The following is a 24,207-nucleotide window of genomic DNA, read 5'->3' on the forward strand; positions in this document are numbered from 1 at the left end:
AGCAGTTTAGAGACGAATTCGTCTCTAAACTGCTTTTATTGTTTATAAAAAGGATTTATTTAGAATATTTTTCTTCAATTCCGCTGAACCAGTAAGAAAAAACAATACCGATGATGAGCATCACGATAGAGAATACCAGTGTCATAGCAAATGAAAGTCCTGATGAAGCCAAACCTTCAGTTGAAAAAGCAGGGAAGATGACAGTCGGGAAAATAGCTACCGATGAACCGATGACCATGCCTAGAATAAAGTGGTACATTTTAGCGTAAAAGCGATCGAATAACCAACTGGCTAATTTTGCTAACAATAGTACACACAATAAACCGCCAAGAGCTAATGGAATGATAACGCTGAAATCAAAAGCGCTGATACCGGCAGACATTTTTTCATATAAACCAAAATAGATCAAGAAGTTGCTGGGGCTCATTCCGGGAACGATAACACCAAGACCAATCAAAGCACCAGAGAACATCCAGGTTAAAAAGCTGGGAGCTAATTGAGTCAACGATTGTCCACCAATCACCATCAACAAGAACAACCCAACAGCACTGACAGCAAGAATACTCATGTCTGCTGCACTGCGACCTTGTTTTCCGGCACTCTTCCATAAAGAAGGGAAAGTCCCTACAACGAATCCGATAAACAAACAAGTAAACATAGCTTCATATTGCCCGAATGCTTTCTCAACAAATGTTGCAAATAAGACGACACCTATGATTCCACCGATACCAACTGGCAGAAAGTATCGTACGTTTTTTATAAAATTTTTGGTGATATTTGCTAAAAAATCAATAATTTCATCATAAAGACCAAAAATAACGGCTAATACACCACCAGATAAACCTGGTAAGATTCCACCGATTCCGACAGCAGCTCCTTTAAGTAATCTAATAAACCACTCTTTCGATGAGCTCTTCTCATTTATCACTAGTTTTCTCTCCTTTAAGAATTACAATAAGAACTACATTTTTTCACTAAGGCTTATTATAAACAGATTTTGAGAAGATACACAAGTATTTATGAAAAACGTAATAAAACATTAAAAGTATATGGAGAAACAAATTTTCTTAAAAAATTATACGAAAACGCTTGCTAAAATTATTGAGTTATATTAAAATCAAATCAGATAAAAGTAAGCGCTTACAAAATGAGGGGAGGTATAACATTAAGCGCAAAGGAAGCCTGTATTTTTTTGTCGCGTTTTTCTGTTACTCGTTTGTTATAAGGCATGATTAATGCATTTATTAGGAGGAAAAACAATGGATAAGGTTATGAATTTTCTAGAAGAAAAAATGGCGCCAATTGCTTATAAATTAGATTCCAATCGGTATTTAACAGCTATTAAAAGTGGTTTTTTTGCAGCAATGTCTATCTTGATCATTGGTTCGATTTTTTTACTATTAGCTAACTTGCCAATCAATGGATACGCAGATTTTATGGCCAATATTTTTGGTGACAACTGGGCAGAATTCTTCATGGTCCCTTATAACATGACCATGAACATCATGACACCTTTTGTAATTGTAGGGATAGCTAAATCATTGTCAAGCCATTATAAAGTAGATGATGTAGCAGGTATCGTATTATCTTTAGTAGCATTCCTTATTCTTACACCTAGTTTAGTAACACCTGAAGGAGCAACTGGAATTCCAGCTTCTAATTTAAGTGCCAGCGGTTTGTTTGTGGGTATGATCACAGCGATCTTAGCTACTGAAATTATGAGAGCTGTCGTACAACGCGGTTGGGTCATCAGAATGCCTGAGTCTGTTCCAAGTAACGTAGCTCGTTCTTTCTCTTCATTGATTCCTGGACTTTTTGTTATTCTATCTTTTAATATTATCAGAATGTTGTTTACTTTGACTCCATTTGAAACAGCGCACAACTTTATTTTTGAAGTGTTGCAAACACCTTTGTTAGCTTTAGGCGGATCACTTCCAGCTATGATCATTGTCCTACTATTTGAAGCTATTCTATGGTCATTTGGTATCCATGGTTCTCAAATCGTATCTGGTGTAATGTCACCGATCTGGTTGTCTTTGACCGCTGGAAATGCTGAAGCTTTTGCAGCAGGACAAGCATTGCCTAACATCATCAACTCTCAATTTTATGATAACTTTATCAAGCTTGGGGGAGCAGGAAGTACATTAGGATTAGCTCTTTGTGCATTATTCTTTGCAAAATCTAAACAATTCAAAACATTAGGTAAACTAGCTATCGGACCCGGGCTATTCAATATCAATGAGCCATTAGTATTTGGTATTCCGATTGTATTGAACCCAATCATGCTGATTCCGTTTATTATCAACCCAATCATTATGGCGGTTATTGCATATGTTGCGATGTCTACAGGTTTGGTTAACGTTGCTAATGGTGTCAATATTCCTTGGACAACTCCTCCGATCTTCTCCGGATTTTTAGTTAGTGGTTGGACAGGGGCTTTATTACAAGTCTTCCAAATCGGATTAGGCGGATTAGTATATTATCCATTCTTCAAAATGGTTGACCAAAAAGCTTATATGGTAGAACAAGGGAAATCTGAAGAAGAGATTCTTGCAGAACAAACTTCTGATACTAATGCACCAACTGGAACACCAACTGCTTAACTTCAAAAGATAAAAAGACGATTCATTCTAGTGAAATAGAATGAATCGTTTTTTTTACTCTATTATGATTTAGATGAGTCATCAACGAACTTTCCATTACTGGGAACAGCCAATTCATCAAAATGATCCGCAAGTTGTTTTAATTTCTCCGTTAATTCAGCGCCTTGCATTAGAGGACCATGTCCGGTCACTGCAATAATGGGTTCTAATGAAGCTAACTTCTGTACAGATTCTTTAGCCGCTAACCAATCCGTTGTTAAATATCTTGGAGGTCCGCTCAATTCTTTCTTTTGTGTCAGTACATGGTAAAGAGATTCTTGTTTAGTCGTTACGAAAGCATCAGCTGCTATTAAGAGACGATCTTTTTCTCTAAACAAAGCCACTTGCCCTGGGGTATGTCCGGGAACGTGAATCCATTTGAACTCAGATAAATGAGGAACAGAACCGTCGTTTGGCAAAGGATGGATATGTGAAGCCAAATTGATTGGTTCGACAGGGAAAGCTGCTGACATTTTAGCAATTAATCCACCTTCAACAGCAGAATCTCCCGTAGGATAACTTTCTTCACCTGTGAGGTAAGGAAGTTCCAATTCATGAGCGTATACGGGAACATCCCAATAATTTACCAGCTCAATGACTGAGCCTACGTGGTCGAAATGGCCGTGAGTCAAAATAATGGCTTTTGGACGACTGTTTTTTCCAAATCGGTTTTCTACAGCTGCAATAATGTCTTCTGATCGATTAGGTGTACCAGCATCAACGAGAACAAAATCACCACTTACGATATCTCCAATCATATACAAATTAACAAATTGAACGGTGTACAAATAAACATCAGGGGTCACTTCTCTTCCTTGATTTCTTTTGCGAGAGGTCATAGGAATAGTTTTATAATCTTTTCCATAATATATAGATGAATCCATAATTAGCCTCCTTATAATAAAGTTTTAGACATCATTATTCTAACAAGTAAATGAAAAAAGTTCAGTTGATACCTCTTGGTTGGCTATAATTTTCTTGAGGAATTCTTTTGCTGAAGATTCTTTTAGAATAAAGCTTGACTGTAATGGATTACACAAATTATAGTGAAGACGTAGTTAAAAAGAAAACGTTTTCTAAGGAGGATAACAATGACTAAAGAAGCTTTGAAAATTGTTACAATTGGTGGAGGTTCAAGTTATACACCTGAATTGATCGAAGGATACATCAAGCGTAAAGATCAATTACCTATCAAAGATATCGTGCTGGTGGATATTGAAGAGGGTAAAGAAAAGTTGGAAATTGTTGGTGAAATGGCAAAACGAATGGTGAAAGCTGCGGGACTAGATTGGAATGTTGAACTGACATTAGACCGTAAAGCAGCTTTACAAGGAGCTGACTTCGTGACCACTCAATTTAGAGTCGGTTTACTGGATGCACGTGTAAAAGATGAACGAATTCCTTTATCACATGGCGTTTTGGGACAAGAAACAAATGGAGCAGGCGGAATGTTGAAAGCTTTCCGTACAATTCCGGTTATTTTAGATATTATTGAAGATATGAAAGAACAATGTCCAGATGCTTGGTTGGTCAACTTCACGAATCCCGCTGGAATGGTCACTGAAGCAGCGATCAAAGTAGGCGGATGGGAAAGAACGGTTGGTTTATGCAACGTGCCTATCGGTCACTGTTCATCAGCTTCTGAAAAACTAGGTATTCCTGAAAATGAATTGTTCTTTAAATTTGCAGGAATCAATCATTTCCATTGGCACCGTGTATGGGATAAAACTGGTAAAGAAAGAACAGCTGAATTGATCGACATTCTTTACGGACCAGATCAAAATGAAGATGACAATCATTTGAAAAACATTCATAGTGCTTCATTCCACTACGAACAAATCAAAGACTTGGGTATGCTGCCATGTGGATATCACCGTTACTACTACATTGAAGACGAAATGCTGCAGCATTCGATCGAAGAATTTGAAAGAGGAGAAACAAGAGCTCAAGTTGTAAAAGAAACGGAAAGACGTTTGTTCGAGCTTTATAAGGATCCAGCATTAGATTACAAACCGGAAGAGTTGTCTCAACGGGGTGGAACGCACTATAGTGATGCAGCTTGTGAGATCATCGCTTCTATCCAAAACGACAAACGTACAGAAATGGTCGTGTCGACTCAAAACAACGGAACAATCACTGATTTGCCATATGACAGTATCGTTGAGGTTTCAGGCGTGGTTACTGCTCATGGAGTAGAACCGTACAATTGGGGAGCATTCCCGTCAGGAGCAGCAAGAGGAATCATCCAAAACATGAAAGGGATGGAAGAGACGGTTATCCGTGCAGCAGTAGAAGGCAATTACGGCGCTGCATTGCAAGCCTTCACAGTTAATCCTTTAGTACCAGGCGGAACGATGGCTAAAACGATTTTAGATGAATTGCTTTACGCTCACAAGAATCACTTGCCGCAATTTGCCGATAAAATCAAAGAGATAGAAGAGACACAACCTGAGACAGTCGCTTATGTAGATGAATTGATGAAAAGCAATACTCCAGATTTAGTAGGAAATGTAGAAAACTAATCAAAAGAGAAACAAGCAGCCGATTTTAGTAACTTGGCTGCTTGTTTTATTTCGACAACAGAAAGAGAGACTGACATTAAGCAAAAGGGTTCTGTTTTAGGCCATGGTGATTAAGAATGATGAGCTCATGGCCGATAGTAATTGATGTTCAGCCGTGAACTCTGTTTTGTAATGGCTCATGGCTGAAAAACGATTCACAGTCAGCCATGAGAGAGAAAAATCAGCTGTTCTTGGCCGAATTTTTGTTGAAAAGGAGCAACACAAATTTAGGCAAACGAAAAACCTCCGACAAGAAATGTTTTCTTGTCAGAGGTTTTACATCATGAACAAATTATTTATCTTTTGGTGGGAAAACAATTTTTCTTAATTCCATAAGGACAACTGCAGCTAAGGCTAAACCAGCAGCAATTCCCCATTGTTCTAGACCGAAGTCAGCAGGAATATCAAAGATCGAACGTACACCCGGCAACATTGTGACACCATATAATGCCATACAGAAGATAAAGGCATAAATAGCATACATATTAGAGAAGAAACCTGCACCAATAGATGTTTGTGTGTTTGAACGAGCTGGGAAAACTTGCAATGTACGAGATAAGATCAATGTCGTAAAGGCCATTGCAACACTCATTTCGTCAGAGTAACCTAAACCAATGTATTGAGAGATGATAACAGCTGTACCAATCAAGACACCACGGAAGACAACTGAAGTGAACGTACCACCTGCAAAAATACCTTCATTAGGATCACGAGGTTTACGTTGCATTACGTTTGGTTCACCAGGCTCCATACCTAAAGAAATAGCTGGGATAGAGTCGTTTACTAAGTTAATGAACAATAATTGTAAAGCAGTGAACGGGCTGACCCAGTTCATCAATAAAGCTGCGATGATTGCGATGATCGCACCTAAGTTACCTGAGAACAAGTAAGCAATAGCTTTTTTGATGTTGTCATAAACATTACGCCCAACTTCAACAGCATTGATGATTGAAACAAAGTTGTCGTCAGTCAATACCATAGCTGCAGAGTCTTTCGCAACGTCAGTACCACTACCCATAGCAACCCCGATATCAGCTTGTTTCAAGGCAGGAGCATCATTAACACCGTCACCCGTCATAGCAGATACTTTATCTTGATCTTGCCATGCGCGAACGATACGAATTTTGTTTTCTGGAGAAACACGAGCGTATACAGAAATGTGTTCCAATTTGCTGTGTAATTCTTCTTCGCTAAGAGCATCTAACTCTTGACCAGTTAAAGCAATGTCGCCTTCTTCAAAGATACCGATATCACGAGCAATAGCACGAGCTGTTGTTTTGTGGTCACCAGTGATCATAACTGTTTTGATTCCAGCGCTTTTAGCTTCTGCAACCGCACCATATACTGCTTCACGAGGAGGGTCGATCATAGCCATCAAACCAGCTAAAATCAAATCATTTTCATCGTCGAAGCCTAATTCATTACCTTCAGGAAGCGGCTTGTAAGCAAATGCCAACACACGCAACGCACGGTCTGAGAAAGATTCGTTTTGATCTTGTAAAACTTTTAGACGTTCGTCCGTCAATTCAACGACTTCGCCATTCAACAACATTTTAGTGCTGCGGCCAAATACAACATCTGGACCACCTTTAGTCAATAGAAGACGTTCGCCATCAATCGTGTTGACTGTTGACATCAATTTACGATCAGAGTCAAATGGCAATTCAGCTTCACGAGGATACATTTTACGTACATTTTCGTATGGCTGATTCATTTTGTTGCTGAAAGCAATCATAGCTATTTCAGTAGGATCGCCTAGCTCTTGTCCCGCTTCATTGATGTTAGAGTCATTAGCTAAAACAGCAATTTCCATAAGACGTTTTTCATCAGCTGACCATGATTCAGGAGAAGCATTAAACTCGCCAGATTGACCGTTTGGCAAGAAGTAATCTACGATCGTCATCTTGTTTTGAGTCAATGTACCGGTTTTATCCGTACAAATGATACTTGTTGATCCTAAAGTTTCTACAGCAGGTAATTTACGGATGATCGCGTGTTTCTTAGCCATCTTATTCGTTCCAACTGATAATACGATCGTTACGATTGATTGCAAAGCTTCAGGGATAGCAGCAACTGCGACAGCTACAGCAAACATGAATGCATTCAATAATTCAGTTTGAACATCTGCAACATCACCGAAGAAAATACGAGCAGCTTGGATACCGAAAATCAAGATACTTAATAGTAAGATACCGACACCCAATTTTTTACTGAATGAATCTAATTTCTTTTGCAACGGTGTTTGTTTAGTTGAAGCGTCATCGATCAAGCTGGCAACTTTACCCATTTCCGTGTTGTTTCCAGTTCCAGTAACAACAAACAGACCACGTCCATAAGTTGTTAGTGTTCCACTAAATACCATGTTTGAACGGTCGCCTAAAGGAACGTCTCCGCTCAACTCTTTAGTATCTTTCTCAGAAGCGACAGACTCACCTGTCAGCATACCTTCTTCGATTTGCAATGAGCCGGCTTCGATCAAACGTCCATCTGCAGGAACATAATCTCCGGCATCTAGACTTACGATATCTCCAACAACCAATTCTTTTGCAGGGATAGTTTCTTTTTTACCGTTACGTTGTACTTTGGCAGAAGGAGCCGACATATTTTTCAAAGCATCTAATGACCCTTCAGCTTTTCTTGTTTGAACAACACTTAAAATCGAGTTGATCATCAATACAGCAAAAATGATAAGTGATTCTGTTACTTCACCTAGTAATACTTGAATGACTGCGACAATTAAAAGAACGATAACCATTGCATCTTTAAATGTTTCTAAAAACAGCTTCAGAACTGAGTCGCGTTTCTTTTGCTTTAACTCATTAAGGCCATCACGTTCTTGTCTGCGTTTAACTTCCGCATCTGATAGCCCCTCTCTTGAAGCTTCGAATTCCTGAAAAATTTCTTCAGTACTTTTTTGATAATTTTCCAAATTTTACACCCTTTCTTAATTTCGTAGCAGTATGTTGATAAGTAGTGCTAAGGAGAACTTTTACTACTATTGAGATAGTTGTATTATATTTATACATCTAACATACTATTCTAGCTGTTTTTTCACAAGAAACAGAACTTGTAGTTGAACTGTCAAAATGCCTAACTGAACTTATTTTGGCAGCTGATCAGCTGGATTAAAATGTGCTATCTCTTCTATCGACTCCTCCTTAATAAATTTGACAATAAAATCGAAAAAAAAAGAGACTTATGCGGAATTGTTTATGGTTCAACAACTGCATAAGTCTCACTATTTAAGACAACACCAGTAGACCGTTACCTCTACTTGCTGGTGATGTTGCCACAGCATCTGCTGCCAGTTACTCCCTTATTGGTTCTTATCGATTTCATCGTTATTTAGTATATCGTATTCTGAAACACGACGCAACAAAAAAAAGACAAACTGTTTACGTAAAAATCTTTCCAGGACACAAAAGAAAAATGAAAACGATTTAATTTTTTTTGAAATATGCGAGACAAATCAAATTTTTTTTGTTATGCTTTAAAAGTATAAAGGTTAAAAAATAAAAGTATAGTCATTTAAAAGGAGCTAATAAACATGCAATATACATTTCCCGAAAATTTTTGGTGGGGTACAGCAGCAAGCGGTCCACAAACTGAAGGCGTTTTTGAAGGCGATAACAAAGGAGACAGCATCTGGGATTACTGGTATAAAGAAAGCCCAGAACTATTCTTCAATCAAGTAGGACCAGAAAAAACTTCTGTCTTCTATGAAAAATTCAAAGAAGACATTCAATTAATGAAGGAAACAGGACATACGACATTCCGTACATCTATTCAATGGAGCCGATTGATTCCAAATGGTACAGGAGAAGTAAACCAAACTGCAGTCAGCTTTTATAATGAAGTCATTGACGAATTGATTGCTAATGATATTGAACCGTTTATTAATCTTTATCATTTCGACATGCCGATGAAAATGCAAGAAAAGGGCGGCTGGGAAAGTCGTGAAACAGTAGAAGCTTATGTTGCTTTTGCAAAAGTATGTTTCGAATTGTTTGGAGACCGTGTTAAAAAATGGTTTACACATAATGAGCCAATTGTACCTGTAGAGGGCGGTTACTTATATCAATTCCATTACCCAGCAGTAGTAGACATGAAAAAAGCTGTTCAAGTAGCTTTCCATGAAATTTTAGCAAGCGCTAAAGCAATCAATGCTTATCATGGAATGAACTTAGACGGAGAAATCGGGATCATCTTAAACTTAACTCCAAGTTACCCACGTGATGAAGCAAATCCTGAAGATGTAAAAGCAGCTAAAGCAGCTGACGCATTCTTTAACCGTTCATTCTTAGATACAGCTGTAAAAGGTGAATTCCCAACTGATCTAGTTGAGATCCTAAGTGAAATCGATGTTTTACCAGTGATCGAAGAAGGCGACTTAGAAACAATAAAAGAAAATACTGTTGATTTATTAGGTGTTAATTATTACCAACCTCGTCGAATCAAAGCTAAAGAATCAACAAAAAAATTAGCTGATGGTCCAATGCCGGATGACTTTTTTGACAACTACGAGATGCCAGGACGTAAAATGAATCCTTACCGTGGATGGGAAATTTACGAAAAAGGTGTTTACGATATCTTGACGAATTTGCGCGAAAACTATGGCAATATCAAATGCTACATTTCAGAAAACGGAATGGGTGTCGAAGGTGAAGAGCGATACGTCAATGATCAAGGAATTATTGAAGATGATTACCGTATTGAATTCGTACAAGATCATTTGAAATATGTGCATCAAGCTATCCAAGAGGGAAGTAACGTGCGAGGATATCATATGTGGACATGCATGGACAATTGGTCATGGACAAATGCCTATAAAAACCGCTATGGATTGATTGCAGTAGACTTAGACAACAACTACAAACGTACAATCAAGAAAAGTGGACGTTGGTTTAATGAATTGGCAAAAAACAATGGTTTCGAAGCTTAATATACAATTATTGAGAAGCAACAAAAAATGCACTTTGCCGTATTGGCATGAGTGCATTTTTTGTCCGCTTAGGCAATAAAAAACTTTAGTGATCTATTGAATTGTGAACGATCTGTGAAACATACAAACTTCTTTTATAAAAGACTAGACATTTAAGGTAGAAGTGTTATACTTTGTTTTGTAAACGTTTGCTATAATAATCAAAATTATTCAAAAAATCAAAAAAGGAAAAGAGGATTTTACTTATGAATGGCTTTATTGATAAGTTAAGTGAAAAATTGTTACCGATTGCAGGAAAGCTGGGTCAAAACAAATATTTACTAGTATTACGTGACGCTTTTATGTTGGCTTTCCCGATTACTATGTTTGGTTCATTGGTTGTAGTAATCAACAACCTGCCTTTCTTCAGTGATGAAATGAAAAGTACTTTAGGAACATTGTTTGGTAGTGGACAAAACGCTACGATGTCTATTTTGACTATATTCGTTACATTTGGTATTGGGTATTATTTATCTAAAACACATGATGTGGATCCTGTTTATGGAGGAGCTGTATCCCTAGCTTCATATTTAATTTTAACACCTTTTGTTATGACACTAGAATCTGGTGAAGTAGTATCAGGAGTATTGACACTTGACCGTCTAGGTGCTAAAGGTATGTTCGTTGGTATGATCGCAGCATTTATCGCAGCTGAAATTTACAGCCGAATCACTAAAAAAGGAATTATTATCAAAATGCCGGACGGTGTTCCGACAGCTGTTTCTAAATCATTTGCAGCTATGATTCCTGCTATCATTACTTTAAGTGTCTTCACTATTGTTAACGCTATCGTAACTGGTGCATTTGATACTAACTTGCATGACTTTGTATATAACGTAATCCAACAACCATTAACTGGTTTAGGTAGTGGATTGCCTGCAACATTGATTGCAGTATTCTTTGTTCAATTGCTTTGGTTCTTTGGATTACATGGACAAATCATTGTCAACTCAGTAATGGATCCAATCTGGAACACTTTGATGTTAGAAAACCAAGAAGCATTCAAAGCAGGAGAAGAATTACCGCATATCGTTACAAAATCATTTATGGAAATGTATACAGTTGGTATGGGTGGATCAGGTAGCACGTTAATCGTGGTTATCTTGATGGCATTCGTAATGAAGAGTCGTCAGATGAAAGATGTCGGTCGTTTAGCTTTAGCTCCAGGAATCTTCAATGTTAACGAGCCAGTAATCTTTGGTATGCCGCTTGTATTGAATGCTTCAATCTTCATTCCTTGGATCTTAGCTCCATTAGTAACAACAACTTTGAACTATATCGTAATGGACTTAGGTATCTTCCCAACTCCAACAGGGGTATCAGTACCATGGACAGTTCCAGTGTTCTTTAACGGTATGTTAGCAACCAACTCTGTAATGGGTGGGGTTCTGCAATTGATCAACATGGCTATTATTGGTGTGATCTGGTTCCCATTCTTGAAAGTAGTGGACAAAGCAAACCTTCGTTCAGTCGATTTAAGTACAGCAGAATAATCAACATTTATTAATTAAATAAAAAGCAGTTCTGAAGATTTTATTTAGAACTGCTTTTTTTATACAAAAGTATACACTTTTTTTCATATAAGACATATTGTATGTTCAAAAAAACTAGTCTTTTGTCTTTTGTTAGAGTATGCTAGGTATAGAGAATAATTGATGGAGGTAAATGATGATTAAGTACGAAATGATAGCCAATAAAATTAGACAACGTATCCAAGATGGAGTCTACCTAGTAGATTCTCTCATACCTGATCAAGTTTCTTTAGCTAAAGAATTCAAGGTAAGCAGAATGACTGTAAAAAAAGCTATGGATGTTTTAGCATTTGAAGGGTTGATTTTCAGGAAACGCGGGTCCGGGACTTATGTAAAGAAGACAGCTTTTAAAAATGGATTGAACGCGAACTTGATGGAGTATGAAGGGCTGACCAAACAATTATCTGGTCATGAAGTAAAAAGCCAAGTGATTTCTTTTACAGTGGAATTTCCAAATGATGCAATAAGAGAAACGTTGATGCTGGACAAACATGATCCGGTTTACAAAATCATACGCTTGCGTATTGTTGACGGAGATCCATATATTATCGAGCACACTTTTATGAGTGTAAAATGTATACCAGGATTAAGCGAAGAGGCTTTAGATACTTCTGTATATCAATACATCCATAATGAGTTAGGCTTGCAATTTGGAGGAGCCTACCGTAAGATTCATGCGGCTAAATCTTCTGAATATGATCAAGAATACTTAGGGTGTGCTGTGGATGATCCTGTACTGGAAGTAGAGCAAGTCGTTCATTTAGAAGATGGAACACCATTTGAATATTCCAGAAGCAGAAACCGCTATGACAAACGCAGTTATACAGTAGTAGATTTGCAAAAATAAAAATTTCCAATTAAAAAGGATTGTTTCATCGCGAAACAATCCTTTTTAAATCCTGATATGCAGTTGCTGTTTATTTATATATTCAGAGTCAATTCAACTGGACAGTGATCGGAACCCATAATAGTATCATGGATTTTTGCATCTTCAAGTTGAGAAGCTAGTCTTTTTGAAACGCAGAAATAATCAATGCGCCATCCAGCATTGTTTTTGCGTGCGTTGAAGCGGTAATTCCACCAGGTGTAAGTGCCTTCTCTTTCTGGATAAAAGTAACGATAAGTATCGATGAATCCTGACTCCAGAAGGGTGGTAAATTCAGCTCTTTCTTCATCTGAGAAGCCAGCATTGCCTCGATTGCGTTGCGGATTTTTTAAATCGATATCTTTATGAGCAACATTCAAATCACCGCATAAGATAACGGGTTTTTCCTTATCTAATTTCTTAAGGTAGTCGAGAAAATCTTTTTCCCAACGAATTCGATAATCCAATCTTTTTAGTTCCGCTTGTGAATTGGGTGTGTAACAGGTCACTACATAATAGTTATCGTATTCCAAGGAAACGACACGACCTTCTGTATCGTGTTCAGGAACGCCAATTCCGTAAGCAGCACTTAACGGTTCATGTTTAGTAAAAATAGCTGTACCAGAATAACCTTTTTTCTCGGCGTAATCCCAAAAAGAGTAATAGCCTGGGATATCCAAATCTATTTGCCCTTCTTGCAGTTTAGTTTCTTGCAAGCAGAAAAAATCTGCATCAAGTTCTGCAAAAATGTCTAAGAATCCTTTTTTAACGATAGCGCGTAATCCGTTTACATTCCATGAGATTAGTTTCATTTTAATGGTTTGCTCCTTTAACGTAAAATGGTACTATTATTGTACAGGAAACAAGAATAAACATGAAGCAGCTTAACTTGTAAAAAAATTAGTAAAAATAACAGAAAAAGAAAAGAGGAAGAAAATGAAAATAGGTGTAGTTGGTTTAGGAAGTATTGCTCAAAAAGCTTATTTGCCAGTAATGATGGCAATGAGTGAGAAAGTAGAATGGCATTTTTACACGCGGGATCAAGAAAAATTAGCTAAAATCGGCAAACAATACCGCGTATCAAATCTACACCCGACGGTAGAATCAATGATCGACAGTGGTGTAAAAGGAGTATTTATCCATACAGCTACACACACACATGCTGCTTTGATCCAACAATTTCTAGAAAATGGGATTCATGTTTATGTAGATAAACCAATTAGTGAAAATTTGGATGAAGTGGAAGCCTTGATGGCATTGGCTGAAGAAAAAGAGTTGCTGCTGGTAACTGGATTCAACCGTCGTTTTGCTCCAATGATACAAGAATTGAAAAAAGTTTCGAACAAAAATATGATTTTCATTCAAAAGAATAAACCTAACGGATCAGGAACGGTTCAATTCGGGATTTTCGATATGTTCATCCACGTGATTGACACAGCCGTTTACTTATTAGATGAAGAAATTCTAGAAATGTCGCATACCGTTACTGAAACTGATGGACAATTAGAAAATTGCGTCGTTCAATTAGAAACTGAAAACACGGTTTGTATTGCTTCTATGAACTATAAAGCAGGTGCAAACCTTGAATTAGTTGAAGTACAGTCGCTTGAAGGAACGTATAAGGTAACAAATTTGACAGATTACGCGAGCGACTCTTACGGAGAACAAGAAACAAGAATGTTTGGCGATTGGGACAATACTTTAGAAAAACGAGGATTTGCTCCTTTGATTCGTCAATATATTGAAGCTATCAAAACAGGAGGAAAGAATCCTGTTAGTTTAGAATCTTCTTTCTTGAGTCACCAAATTTGTGAAGAAATCGTTTCTGAAAACGAATAGAAACAACTAATAAACAAAAAAATAGACAGGATATCTGTCTATTTTTTCGTTTATCTATGTTATCCTACATTTACTATTGCTGAACTATGAATCGGACAACAGATTAAAAATCAGCAGAAAGGTATCAACAAGAAAGGAATGTACTGAATGATCAGAGATAAATTTCGCGTATTATCGCTGTCTACAAAAATTGCGGTAAGTTTCTTGGTCATTATCTTTACAGGTTCTTTGTTATTATCTATGCCAATCAGTCATATGCCCGATTCAAACGTTGATTATTTTGATAACTTATTTACGTCAGTCTCAATGGTCTGTGTAACTGGACTCTTACCCACTCCTATTGTGACCACATACAGCTTATTTGGGAAAATCATTTGTATTCTATTGATGCAAGTAGGTGGACTGGGATTGATGACTATATTAGCGGCATTTATTGTTAGAGTAGGAAGAAGAATGAGTTTTAGAGATACTATTGCAGTCAATGAAGCTCTTAACAGGCATAAAGTTGGAAATTTTAAAGATTATTTAACATCTATTATTAAGTATACAGCTATTATCGAAGGTGTTGCTTTTGTTCTGTTAGCTTTTCGTTTTGTCCCTGATTTCGGCATGAAAAAAGGGTTGTTTCATGCCTTGTTTCTTTCTGTATCTGGATTCAGCAATGCGGGTTTTGACAGCTTTGAAGGAAACAGCTTGCAAAATTATGTTCATGACCCTCTAGTTAATGGTGTTATAATGGGATTGATCATTCTAGGAGGGATCGGATTCTCTGTCTGGTTTGACGTAACGGAAAATATACACTCAATTTTTAAAAACGAATCAAAATCGGTTTTATGAAAGATTACAAACGGCTACAAGTGCATACCCGCTTGGCATTAAACACCTCACTTTTTTGCTAGTCTTAGGAACGTGGTGTTCTTGATTCTTGAATGGGACAATCCTGAAAGTATCGGCACGTTTAGTGTTGGAGATAAAATACTTGCTGCTTTATTTCAAACAACGACTTTTCGAACAGCAGGTTTTACGACGATAGATTTTCAAAAGTTCAACCATTTATCCCTGTTCTATCTTTTTCTTACTAGTTTTATCGGCGGGTCTCCAGGAGGGACAGCTGGAGGATTAAAAATAACGACTGTGGCATTGGTTGTTTTGTTGATGTATAACGAAGTAAAAGGACAACGATATGTAAATTATACTTACCATACTATTCCAACTGAAACGGTGCGTCGTGCTTTAGTAGTTGTTATTACATTTTTTTTCTGTTTCATGCTGGGGACTAGTTTATTATTGTATTTTGAACAAGATCAACAACCTTTCCATCTCATGTTTGAAACGGCTTCTGCATTGACGACTATTGGACTGACGATTAATTTGACGCCTGAATTATCAGCAGCTAGTCAGGTAGTGATCATGGTGCTGATGTTCATCGGACGGATAGAACCTATCACTATATTTTTGAGTCTTGGAAGAAGTCACAAGAAACATAGAAATCACAAGTATGCTAAAACGAATATCTTGATTGGATAAAGATAAAGTGTATAATCCAAGTTCGCTTTTAAATAAGGGGTTTATGCACTAAAAAGAAGCTGGATAGAGAAGAAATTGCAGCAATAAAAATATTTTGTTTTTTTGATATTGAAACCTCTTTACTTTTACACTAGAAAGATTATAATACATTAGAACTTGAGAAAGAAATTATTATAAAGGAGGACGACATGTCTGCAAAAAAAATTAGGGAGATGTCCCCTGCTGTCAAGATTGCAATTAGCTTTGCTATGGTTATTTTTGTAGGATCCCTACTATTATCATTGCCTATAAGCAACCTTGACACTTCTGAAACTACTTATTTTGACAATTTATTTATGGCTGTTTCAATGGTGTGCGTTACTGGATTATTTACTGTACCTGTTGCAACATCTTATACTTTGTTTGGCCAAATAGTAACTATTTTATTAGTGCAAATCGGTGGTCTTGGATTAATGACCCTGTTGGCTACCTTTGTTTTAAAATTAGGTAGAAAGATTAGCTTTTCTGATACTTTAGCAGTAAATGAAGCATTAAACAGAAATGAACTTAGCAATTTCAACCATTATTTAGCTTCAATTTTGAAATACACATTTATTATTGAAGGTACAGGAATGTTCTTGTTGAGTTTTAGATTTGTTCCAGAGTTTGGTTGGGGGAAAGGGTTGTTTACTTCTTTATTCTTAGCCGTTTCTAGTTTTTGTAATGCAGGTTTTGACAATCTAGGAGCGCTCAGCCTTCAAAAATATGTTCATGACCCCTTGATCAACATTGTTATTGTAACATTGATTATTTTAGGCGGAATTGGTTTTTCAGTTTGGTTCGATGTCACTCATAATATCCAATCTATTGTAAAAATGAAAGTCCGCAGTGGCTGGAAACGTTCTTATCGTCTGCTCAAAACACATACTCGCTTGGCTATTAACATGACGATTGGGTTAATATTTATAGGTACGCTTATGTTCTTACTGGTAGAATGGAATAATCCAACATCCATTGGAACTTATTCAGTAGGAGAAAAGATATTAGCGGCTATATTCCAAACGGTAACGATGAGAACTGCTGGATTTGCTACGATTGATTATGAACTTGTTAAACCTTTTACATTGCTATTTTTTATTTTTACGATGTTTATCGGCGGATCTCCAGGTGGAGCAGCCGGTGGTATCAAAACGACTACATTTGCGTTAATATTTTTATTGATCATTAATGAAGTCAAAGGTCAAAAGCATGTCAATTACGCAAATCACTCGATCCCGATTGAACTTGTTAGACGGGCAATCGTTGTAGTAGCTACTTTTTTTGGTTTTCTTATGGCAGGAGTCAGTATCTTGATGCTTGTTGAAAATCAACCATTTTTATACTTGTTATTCGAATCAGTTTCTGCGCTAGCAACTGTGGGGGTAAGTGTCAATTTGACACCTGAATTATCTCCAGTTAGTCATGTGGTATTGATGTGTTTAATGTTCGTAGGAAGAATCGGACCGATTACAATCTTACTAGGATTGAACCGAAACAACAAAAAAACAAAAGACAAACTATTTGCAAAAACAACAATTTTAATTGGATAGGAGAAAAGTTGAAATGGCAGTTAGAACAATTGGTGTATTGGGACTTGGAGTATTTGGTTCTTCGATAGCAAAAGAACTGAGTGAATTTGATTGCGAAGTCATAGCAGTTGATATAGACATGGATAATGTCGAACGAGTTGAACCTTATGTTACTCAAGCGGTTCAAGGGAATATCACAGATTTGGATTTCTTACAAAGTATTGGGTTAGAAAATTGTGATGTTGTAGTAGTTGCAACAGGAACAAGTTTAGAAGCTAGTGTTTTGGCTGTTATGAACTGTAAAAAGCTGGGCATCACAACTATCGTCGCAAAAGCTAAAAACAAATCATTTATGGAAGTGCTGCTTGAAATCGGAGCTACTAAAGTGATTCGTCCAGAAAAAGAAGCTGGAACACGTGTAGCAAAAAGTGTTATTAGAAGACACATTACCGATATTGTCGATTTGGATGAGGACTATGCCGTTATTGAGTTTATTCCGCCAGAACCATGGATCGGGAAAACCTTTGATGAATTAGACTTAAGAAAACGCTACGAAATCAATATTATCGGAGTTCGCAGAACTGGTCAAAAACGGATGGATGTTTCATTTAGTCCTGATTATCGTATTGAAGGCGGTACGATACTAGTAGGAATTGCTGAATCAGAAGTGTTTGAACGCTATGACTATTTGAACAAATTAAAATAATTGTTAAAAGGTATGATGGGCGAAAAATTCTGTCATACCTTTTTTGTTCAAAAATTATTCTAAAAAATTGCTAAAATTTTACATATTTCGTAAAGCAAACTACTAAAAGACAACATTGCATGGTAAACTACAAAATGAGAATGAAAAAGTTCTTTTCAGCAATAGAAAAATTGCTTAGATTATTATAAAGTGGAATCTTTGTTCTATCCACACGAAAGGGTATTTTAACGCGATGGTAATTGAAGAATTTAAGAAACATTTCCCTAATTTGATTGTAAAAGAAAATGAACCTTTGTCTTTATATACGTACACTAAAACTGGAGGTCAAGCCGACATTTTAGTTTTTCCTACCACTATAGAAGAAGTGAAAAACGTAGTGGAATGGGTCAATAGAGAACAGCTTCCTTTAACAGTTCTAGGCAATGCCAGCAACTTGATCGTTAAAGACGGAGGAATCCGCGGAGTTGTTTTGATATTAACGCAAATGAACCAAATCAACATTGAGAAGAAAAAAGTAGTCGCACAAAGTGGAGCACGACTGATCGATACGTCTTATGCAGCTTATGAAGCTGAACTGACGGGGTTGGAGTTTGCGTGTGGTATTCCTGGAAGCATCGGTGGAGCGGTCTATATGAACGCTGGAGCTTACGAAGGTGAAGTCAGTGAAACGATTGAGTCGGTAACTGTTCTAACGCTTGCAGGCGAATTGAAAGTCTTGAAAAATAAAGATCTAGACTTCAGCTACCGTCACAGTGCTATTCAAAAAAGTCACGATATCGTTCTAGAAGTCGTTTTTGATTTAGACCACGGAAAGAAAAAAGAAATCAAAGAACGCATGGATGAATTGACGTTTTTAAGAGAGTCTAAACAACCCTTAGAGTTCCCTTCATGCGGGAGTGTCTTCAAAAGACCTACCGGATATTTTACCGGCAAATTGATCCAAGAGGCTGGTCTGCAAGGCTTGGTTTGGGGCGGAGCACAAATCTCCGAGAAACATGCCGGTTTTATCGTGAATATCGACCATGCTACTGCAACGGACTACATTGAGTTGATCGATCACATCAAACAAGTGATATTAGAGGTCAATCAAGTCCAATTAGAGACAGAAGTCCGGATTATCGGTGAAGACTTAGTGAGAGAGTTTTCCTAGAATTCATTTCGGATAGTTAAATTAAATAGCCAAGAAAAAAGCCATTTCATTGAATTGAAATGGTTTTTTTTGTGTATAAGGAACGATTTGTGTGAGAAAGAGATGCTTACATTACCTTTTCGAAGTCTCAGTGACAAAAAGGTAACGTAAACTCAATTAAGAATGCTGATTTGATGAAATTAATAGTCACAAATTATCATTCATAAAGTATTGCAATCTGAACAGAAATCCCTATAATAAGAAGAGGTTTTACTAAACAAAATAATTAGTCACAGAAAACTTTTGTGCTTTTTAGTTTAATGAGAGTAAACAAAAAAGAGGATGTATAACTATGGAAATCGGAAATCGAATCAAGAATTTACGTATTCAAAAAAATTTGACTCAAGAAGAGCTTGCAGAGCGTACAGATTTGAGTAAAGGGTATATCTCTCAAGTAGAAAGAGACTTGAGTATGCCTTCGATGGATGTGTTTTTTGATATGTTGGAAGTGTTGGGTTGTAGTCCGAAAGATTTTTTTGATGAAGAACAAGAAGAACAAAAAGTAGTGTACAAAAAAAGTGACCGTACCCATTTTGAATCGGTGGACAGCCAATACACTATTCAATGGCTGGTACCCGAATCGAATGAGAATGAGATGGAGCCAATCGAACTGACGTTAGAAAAAAATGGAGCCTTTAAAGAGTTTCCACCATCTATGGCAGAAACATTTGCCTATGTGACTAAAGGGGCTGTCTGTATCGAAATCGGTTTGAATCGTTACTACGCCAAAAAAGGGGACGCGATTTATTACCACGCGAATGAGACTCATCAAATTTTTAACCAATCTGATGGGGAAAGTCATTTGTTGATGGTTGTAACAGAGTCCTATTTGTAAAAAAAATTAAAAGATGTTTTACTTGTGCTAAAAAAATATAACCAATAGATTGAGACAAAAAGGAGTCCAGAAAAATGCCAGAAAATCCAATTATTACTTTTAAGAATGTCAAGAAACAATATGAAGACGATGTTGTGTTAAAAAACATCAACTTAAAGCTTGAACGCGGCAAATTTTATACATTACTAGGACCTTCTGGTTGTGGGAAAACGACTATTTTAAACTTGATAGCAGGCTTTACTGAAGTAACAGAAGGCACTGTGACGATCAATGGAGAGAAAGTCAACGATGTGCCGCCAAATAAACGAACAGTCAACACTGTTTTTCAAGACTATGCGTTATTTCCTCACATGAATGTATTTGAGAATATTGCTTTTGGATTGCGGATCAAAAAACTGGATACTAAAACGATTGAAGAAAAAGTGGCATCTGTATTAAAAATGATGCGTTTATCTGGATATGAAAATCGTGCAATCAGTGAAATGTCAGGTGGACAGCGCCAACGTGTAGCAATCGCTAGAGCTTTGGTGAATGAACCAGATGTATTGCTGCTGGACGAGCCTCTTTCAGCCTTGGATTTGAAATTGAGAACAGATATGCAATACGAATTGCGTGAATTGCAGCAACGTCTAGGTATTACTTTTGTCTTTGTTACTCATGATCAAGAAGAAGCATTGGCGATGAGTGATGAGATTTTCGTCATGAAGGACGGAAAAATCGTTCAGAGCGGGACTCCTGTGGATATTTATGATGAGCCGATCAACCGTTACGTAGCGGATTTCATTGGTGAGAGCAATATCGTTGAAGCAACCATGATCCAAGACTATGAGATTTCTTTTGTAGGAAGAACATTTGAATGTGTGGATGCGGGAATAGCGGCGAATGAAAAAGTAGAAGTGGTCATTCGTCCAGAAGATTTAGTTCTTACAGCACCTGAAAAAGGAAAATTGACGGTCAAAGTAGACACGCAATTGTTCCGAGGCGTGCATTATGAAATCATCGGCTATGACAATGAAGGAAATGAATGGATGGTCCATTCAACGAAGAAAGCAACAGTAGGCGAAATGGTCGGTTTATTCTTCAATCCTGAAGATATCCACGTAATGCGTATTGGAGAGACAGAAAAAGAGTTCGATGCACGTTTAGAAAGTTACGAAGAGGAGTAGGAGGGAAAAAATGAAACAAACGAAAACTTTTTATTTTGTACCTTATTCGATTTGGCTGCTCCTATTCGTAGTAGCACCGCTGATTTTGATTGTGTATCAATCATTTTTTGACATCCAAGGAAACTTTACCTTTGGGAATTATGCAACGTACTTTCAGTCGGGCACATACTTGACGATGACGTTCAATTCAATCTTTTATGCGTTTTTGATTACATTGTTCACTTTGTTGATCAGTTATCCAACAGCGTATTTGCTGGTAAGAACGAAACATAAGCAATTGTGGCTGTTGTTGATCATCTTACCGACTTGGATCAATTTATTGTTGAAAGCTTATGCATTTATTGGAATTTTCAGTATGAATGGAACGGTCAATGATTTCTTGAGTTTTACTGGGATCGGACGTCAGCAGATCTTGTTTACAGATATGAGTTTCTTATTGGTAGCTTCTTATATTGAGATCCCGTTTATGATTTTGCCGATCTACAATGCTTTGGAAGAAATGAATCCTTCTTATTTAAAAGCCAGCAATGATCTAGGGGCAAATAGTTGGGAAACATTCAGACGTGTAATCTTCCCATTGTCTTTAAACGGCGTAAAAAGCGGTGTGCAAGCCGTGTTTATCCCATCTCTATCCTTATTCATGCTGACACGATTAATTGGCGGCAACCGAGTGATTACGTTGGGAACAGCTATTGAGCAGCATTTCTTAGTAACAGAGAACTGGGGAATGGGTTCAACGATTGGGGTCGTTTTGATCATAGCAATGTTCTTGATGATGTTAGTGACAGGAGAAAAGAAAAAGAAAGGAGCAGTTCATAAAAAATGACAAAGAAAAAATTTAAATGGTCGAATTTATACTTGTTGTTGGTTTTTGTGGTCTTATATGCTCCAATCATGTATTTGATTTTTTATTCTTTTAATGATGGTGGAACGATGACTTCGTTCACTGGATTCACATGGGATAATTATGCGGCTGTATTTGAAGACACCAGATTGATGGGAATCGTCCTAGACACCTTTCTTGTAGCGTTGTTGGCGTCTTTGTTGGCAACTGTGATAGGGACTTTTGGAGCAATCGGTATCTATTACGTTAAAAACCGCAAAATGCGCAACACCTTTTTGAGCATGAACAATATCTTACTGGTTTCTCCGGATGTTATTATCGGGGCCAGCTTTTTGATTCTGTTTACCTTTATCGGTTTTAGATTAGGCTTTACATCAGTGCTGTTGTCTCACGTAGCGTTCAGTATTCCTATCGTTGTGTTGATGGTACTACCGAAGTTGCAAGAAATGAATCCGACGATGTTGAAAGCGGCCCAAGACTTAGGTGCAACGAATCTGCAAGTATTGACAAAAATCGTTTTGCCGGCGATCACACCTGGGATATTAGCTGGTTACTTTATGGCGTTTACGTATTCGTTAGATGATTTTGCAGTAACTTTTTTCGTTACAGGAAATGGATTCAGTACGCTTGCAGTAGAAATCTACTCGCGCGCGCGTCAAGGTGTGTCTTTAGAGATCAATGCATTGAGTACATTGATGTTCCTGTTCGCATTGATTTTAGTGATTGGATACTACTTTATCCAACAATACAATATGAGCAAAAAACATAAACAGGGCGGTAAAAAGAATACTAAGGCGGTGACTTTACTATGAAACGATTGGTAACGTTGGCAGCCGTTATTCTAGCAGCTTGCGGAGTCTTGTATTACTCTTCCAACAAGTTGGATCAAGCGCAAGGAATTACCGGGGAAAACACATTGAATTTATACAATTGGGGAGATTATATCGATCCAGAGTTGATCACTAAATTTGAAGAAGAAACAGGTTACGTGGTTTCCTATGAGACGTTTGATTCGAATGAAGCGATGTACACTAAAATCAGTCAAGGCGGTACAGCTTACGATTTAGCCGTCCCTAGTGAATATATGATCGAACGAATGATTGAAGAGGATATGCTGATTGAATTGGACCATTCTAAAATTAAGGGAATGGAGCACTTAGATCCTGATTTACTGGATATGGCATTTGATCCAGGCAACCAATACTCGATGCCATATTTCTGGGGAACGCTAGGAATCGTTTATAACACCAAATTTATTGAAGAAGGTTCTATCGAACATTGGGATGACTTGTGGAAACCTGAATTTCGAGACAATTTGATGTTGATAGACGGCGCTAGAGAAGTGATGGGGCTGTCGTTAAACAGTTTAGGGTATTCAGTCAATTCTAAAAATGATACGGAACTAGCTGAAGCAGCTGAAAAATTGGATACATTGACACCAAACGTCAAAGCAGTCGTTGCTGATGAAATCAAAATGTACATGATTCAAGAAGAAAGTTCGATTGCGGTAACCTTTTCTGGTGAAGTTGCGGACATGATGTGGGAGAATGAAGATTTACAGTACGTTATTCCGCCAGAAGGATCGAATCTTTGGTTCGATAACTTTGTTATTCCTAAAACGGCTCAAAATACTGAAGCTGCTTACGCGTTTATCAGCTTCATGTTAGATCCAGAAAATGCTGCTCAAAATGCTGAGTATGTCGGTTATTCAACGCCTAATTTATCGGCGATGAATATCATGCCGGCTGAGATCACTGAAGATGAACAGTTTTATCCTTCAAAAGATACGATGGAGCATTTAGAAGTTTATGAAAACTTAGGACAAGAATACATTGGTATCTACAATGATTACTTTTTAAGATTCAAAATGCACCGCAACTGATAGTTTTATAGAGTGGAGCTGGGAGAATAACTCCCAGCTTTTTCTTGTTTAAGAATATTTGGTTTGTAAACGTGCTCAAAAAGGCAGCCTC

Annotated in this window: 18 protein-coding genes and 1 pseudogene; 15 read left to right on the plus strand and 4 right to left on the minus strand. The window is 37.3% G+C overall.

The genetic code is table 11. The annotated features are described in order from the left end of the window. Window positions 1-55: 55 nt before the first annotated feature. Complete coding sequence (locus tag ACE025_RS04190) at window positions 56-928, minus strand: DUF368 domain-containing protein (RefSeq protein ID WP_485937775.1); 873 nt, start codon at window positions 926-928, stop codon at window positions 56-58. 331 nt (window positions 929-1,259) lie between these two features. On the opposite strand from ACE025_RS04190, the gene celB (ACE025_RS04195) reads away from it, so the two are divergent. Beyond that, entirely contained in the window at window positions 1,260-2,603 is a 1,344-nt protein-coding gene (celB, locus tag ACE025_RS04195; protein ID WP_485937776.1) for a PTS cellobiose transporter subunit IIC, read from the plus strand. Between the two features lie 62 nt (window positions 2,604-2,665). Here the strand turns inward: celB (ACE025_RS04195) and ACE025_RS04200 are convergent, their stop codons facing one another. Continuing rightward, window positions 2,666-3,526, minus strand: a complete 861-nt coding sequence (locus ACE025_RS04200; RefSeq protein ID WP_485937778.1) for an MBL fold metallo-hydrolase — start codon at window positions 3,524-3,526, stop codon at window positions 2,666-2,668. 207 nt (window positions 3,527-3,733) lie between these two features. Here ACE025_RS04200 and ACE025_RS04205 point away from each other — a divergent pair, with 207 nt between their 5' ends. Continuing rightward, window positions 3,734-5,164: a 6-phospho-beta-glucosidase gene (locus ACE025_RS04205; RefSeq protein WP_485937780.1), complete on the plus strand. Its 1,431-nt coding sequence runs from the start codon at window positions 3,734-3,736 to the stop codon at window positions 5,162-5,164. A gap of 331 nt (window positions 5,165-5,495) precedes the next feature. Here the strand turns inward: ACE025_RS04205 and ACE025_RS04210 are convergent, their stop codons facing one another. After that, window positions 5,496-8,132 (minus strand): cation-translocating P-type ATPase, encoded by a 2,637-nt coding sequence (locus ACE025_RS04210; protein ID WP_485937782.1) that lies wholly within the window; start codon window positions 8,130-8,132, stop codon window positions 5,496-5,498. Between the two features lie 618 nt (window positions 8,133-8,750). Here ACE025_RS04210 and ACE025_RS04215 point away from each other — a divergent pair. From ACE025_RS04215 to ACE025_RS04225, 3 genes are all read left to right on the plus strand, one after another. After that, on the plus strand, window positions 8,751-10,145 hold the full coding sequence (locus tag ACE025_RS04215) for a glycoside hydrolase family 1 protein (protein ID WP_485937784.1): 1,395 nt from the start codon (window positions 8,751-8,753) through the stop codon (window positions 10,143-10,145). Between the two features lie 245 nt (window positions 10,146-10,390). Next, window positions 10,391-11,677 carry a PTS cellobiose transporter subunit IIC gene (gene celB / locus ACE025_RS04220; protein ID WP_485937786.1) on the plus strand — a complete coding sequence of 429 codons (1,287 nt, stop codon included), beginning with the start codon at window positions 10,391-10,393 and terminating at the stop codon, window positions 11,675-11,677. Window positions 11,678-11,852: 175 nt separating this feature from the next. Further along, window positions 11,853-12,563, plus strand: coding sequence for a GntR family transcriptional regulator (locus tag ACE025_RS04225; protein ID WP_485937788.1), 711 nt, complete (start codon window positions 11,853-11,855; stop codon window positions 12,561-12,563). A 74-nt stretch (window positions 12,564-12,637) separates the two neighbouring features. Here the strand turns inward: ACE025_RS04225 and ACE025_RS04230 are convergent, their stop codons facing one another. Beyond that, window positions 12,638-13,393 (minus strand): exodeoxyribonuclease III, encoded by a 756-nt coding sequence (locus ACE025_RS04230; protein WP_485937790.1) that lies wholly within the window; start codon window positions 13,391-13,393, stop codon window positions 12,638-12,640. Window positions 13,394-13,517: 124 nt separating this feature from the next. Between ACE025_RS04230 and ACE025_RS04235 the strand changes: the two genes are divergently transcribed. The 10 genes and pseudogenes from ACE025_RS04235 (at window position 13,518) to ACE025_RS04280 (ending at window position 24,116) form a co-directional block, all read left to right on the plus strand. Further along, on the plus strand, window positions 13,518-14,420 hold the full coding sequence (locus ACE025_RS04235; RefSeq protein ID WP_485937792.1) for a Gfo/Idh/MocA family protein: 903 nt from the start codon (window positions 13,518-13,520) through the stop codon (window positions 14,418-14,420). Window positions 14,421-14,567: 147 nt separating this feature from the next. Further along, window positions 14,568-15,947, plus strand: a pseudogene (locus tag ACE025_RS04240) (TrkH family potassium uptake protein). A 188-nt stretch (window positions 15,948-16,135) separates the two neighbouring features. Further along, window positions 16,136-17,515: a TrkH family potassium uptake protein gene (locus tag ACE025_RS04245; RefSeq protein WP_485937794.1), complete on the plus strand. Its 1,380-nt coding sequence runs from the start codon at window positions 16,136-16,138 to the stop codon at window positions 17,513-17,515. Window positions 17,516-17,528: 13 nt separating this feature from the next. Next, window positions 17,529-18,200 carry a potassium channel family protein gene (locus ACE025_RS04250; protein ID WP_485937796.1) on the plus strand — a complete coding sequence of 224 codons (672 nt, stop codon included), beginning with the start codon at window positions 17,529-17,531 and terminating at the stop codon, window positions 18,198-18,200. A 232-nt stretch (window positions 18,201-18,432) separates the two neighbouring features. Next, window positions 18,433-19,350, plus strand: a complete 918-nt coding sequence (gene murB / locus ACE025_RS04255) for a UDP-N-acetylmuramate dehydrogenase (RefSeq protein WP_485937798.1) — start codon at window positions 18,433-18,435, stop codon at window positions 19,348-19,350. A 331-nt stretch (window positions 19,351-19,681) separates the two neighbouring features. Next, window positions 19,682-20,224: a helix-turn-helix domain-containing protein gene (locus ACE025_RS04260; protein WP_485937800.1), complete on the plus strand. Its 543-nt coding sequence runs from the start codon at window positions 19,682-19,684 to the stop codon at window positions 20,222-20,224. A gap of 74 nt (window positions 20,225-20,298) precedes the next feature. After that, a complete protein-coding gene (locus ACE025_RS04265) occupies window positions 20,299-21,390 on the plus strand; it encodes an ABC transporter ATP-binding protein (protein ID WP_485937802.1) in 1,092 nt (363 codons plus the stop codon). Window positions 21,391-21,400: 10 nt separating this feature from the next. Continuing rightward, window positions 21,401-22,216 (plus strand): ABC transporter permease, encoded by an 816-nt coding sequence (locus ACE025_RS04270; protein WP_284029578.1) that lies wholly within the window; start codon window positions 21,401-21,403, stop codon window positions 22,214-22,216. Then, a complete protein-coding gene (locus tag ACE025_RS04275; protein ID WP_485937804.1) occupies window positions 22,213-23,046 on the plus strand; it encodes an ABC transporter permease in 834 nt (277 codons plus the stop codon). Before ACE025_RS04270 ends, ACE025_RS04275 begins: the two co-directional genes overlap by 4 nt. Next, on the plus strand, window positions 23,043-24,116 hold the full coding sequence (locus tag ACE025_RS04280) for an ABC transporter substrate-binding protein (protein WP_485937806.1): 1,074 nt from the start codon (window positions 23,043-23,045) through the stop codon (window positions 24,114-24,116). Before ACE025_RS04275 ends, ACE025_RS04280 begins: the two co-directional genes overlap by 4 nt. Window positions 24,117-24,207 lie beyond the last annotated feature (91 nt).

The organism is Desemzia sp. AGC72 (genome assembly GCF_057334175.1).

What these genes read in the sequence shown, in the direction of transcription:
- ACE025_RS04250 (WP_485937796.1), top strand. Translation starts at nt 17,529, where the DNA reads ATGGCAGTTAGAACAATTGGTGTATTGGGACTTGGAGTATTTGGTTCT.
- ACE025_RS04265 (WP_485937802.1), top strand. Translation starts at nt 20,299, where the DNA reads ATGCCAGAAAATCCAATTATTACTTTTAAGAATGTCAAGAAACAATAT.
- ACE025_RS04260 (WP_485937800.1), top strand. Translation starts at nt 19,682, where the DNA reads ATGGAAATCGGAAATCGAATCAAGAATTTACGTATTCAAAAAAATTTG.
- ACE025_RS04200 (WP_485937778.1), bottom strand. Translation starts at nt 3,526, where the DNA reads ATGGATTCATCTATATATTATGGAAAAGATTATAAAACTATTCCTATG.
- ACE025_RS04275 (WP_485937804.1), top strand. Translation starts at nt 22,213, where the DNA reads ATGACAAAGAAAAAATTTAAATGGTCGAATTTATACTTGTTGTTGGTT.
- ACE025_RS04215 (WP_485937784.1), top strand. Translation starts at nt 8,751, where the DNA reads ATGCAATATACATTTCCCGAAAATTTTTGGTGGGGTACAGCAGCAAGC.
- celB (WP_485937786.1), top strand. Translation starts at nt 10,391, where the DNA reads ATGAATGGCTTTATTGATAAGTTAAGTGAAAAATTGTTACCGATTGCA.
- ACE025_RS04270 (WP_284029578.1), top strand. Translation starts at nt 21,401, where the DNA reads ATGAAACAAACGAAAACTTTTTATTTTGTACCTTATTCGATTTGGCTG.
- ACE025_RS04230 (WP_485937790.1), bottom strand. Translation starts at nt 13,393, where the DNA reads ATGAAACTAATCTCATGGAATGTAAACGGATTACGCGCTATCGTTAAA.
- ACE025_RS04225 (WP_485937788.1), top strand. Translation starts at nt 11,853, where the DNA reads ATGATTAAGTACGAAATGATAGCCAATAAAATTAGACAACGTATCCAA.
- ACE025_RS04235 (WP_485937792.1), top strand. Translation starts at nt 13,518, where the DNA reads ATGAAAATAGGTGTAGTTGGTTTAGGAAGTATTGCTCAAAAAGCTTAT.
- celB (WP_485937776.1), top strand. Translation starts at nt 1,260, where the DNA reads ATGGATAAGGTTATGAATTTTCTAGAAGAAAAAATGGCGCCAATTGCT.
- ACE025_RS04205 (WP_485937780.1), top strand. Translation starts at nt 3,734, where the DNA reads ATGACTAAAGAAGCTTTGAAAATTGTTACAATTGGTGGAGGTTCAAGT.
- murB (WP_485937798.1), top strand. Translation starts at nt 18,433, where the DNA reads ATGGTAATTGAAGAATTTAAGAAACATTTCCCTAATTTGATTGTAAAA.
- ACE025_RS04245 (WP_485937794.1), top strand. Translation starts at nt 16,136, where the DNA reads ATGTCTGCAAAAAAAATTAGGGAGATGTCCCCTGCTGTCAAGATTGCA.
- ACE025_RS04280 (WP_485937806.1), top strand. Translation starts at nt 23,043, where the DNA reads ATGAAACGATTGGTAACGTTGGCAGCCGTTATTCTAGCAGCTTGCGGA.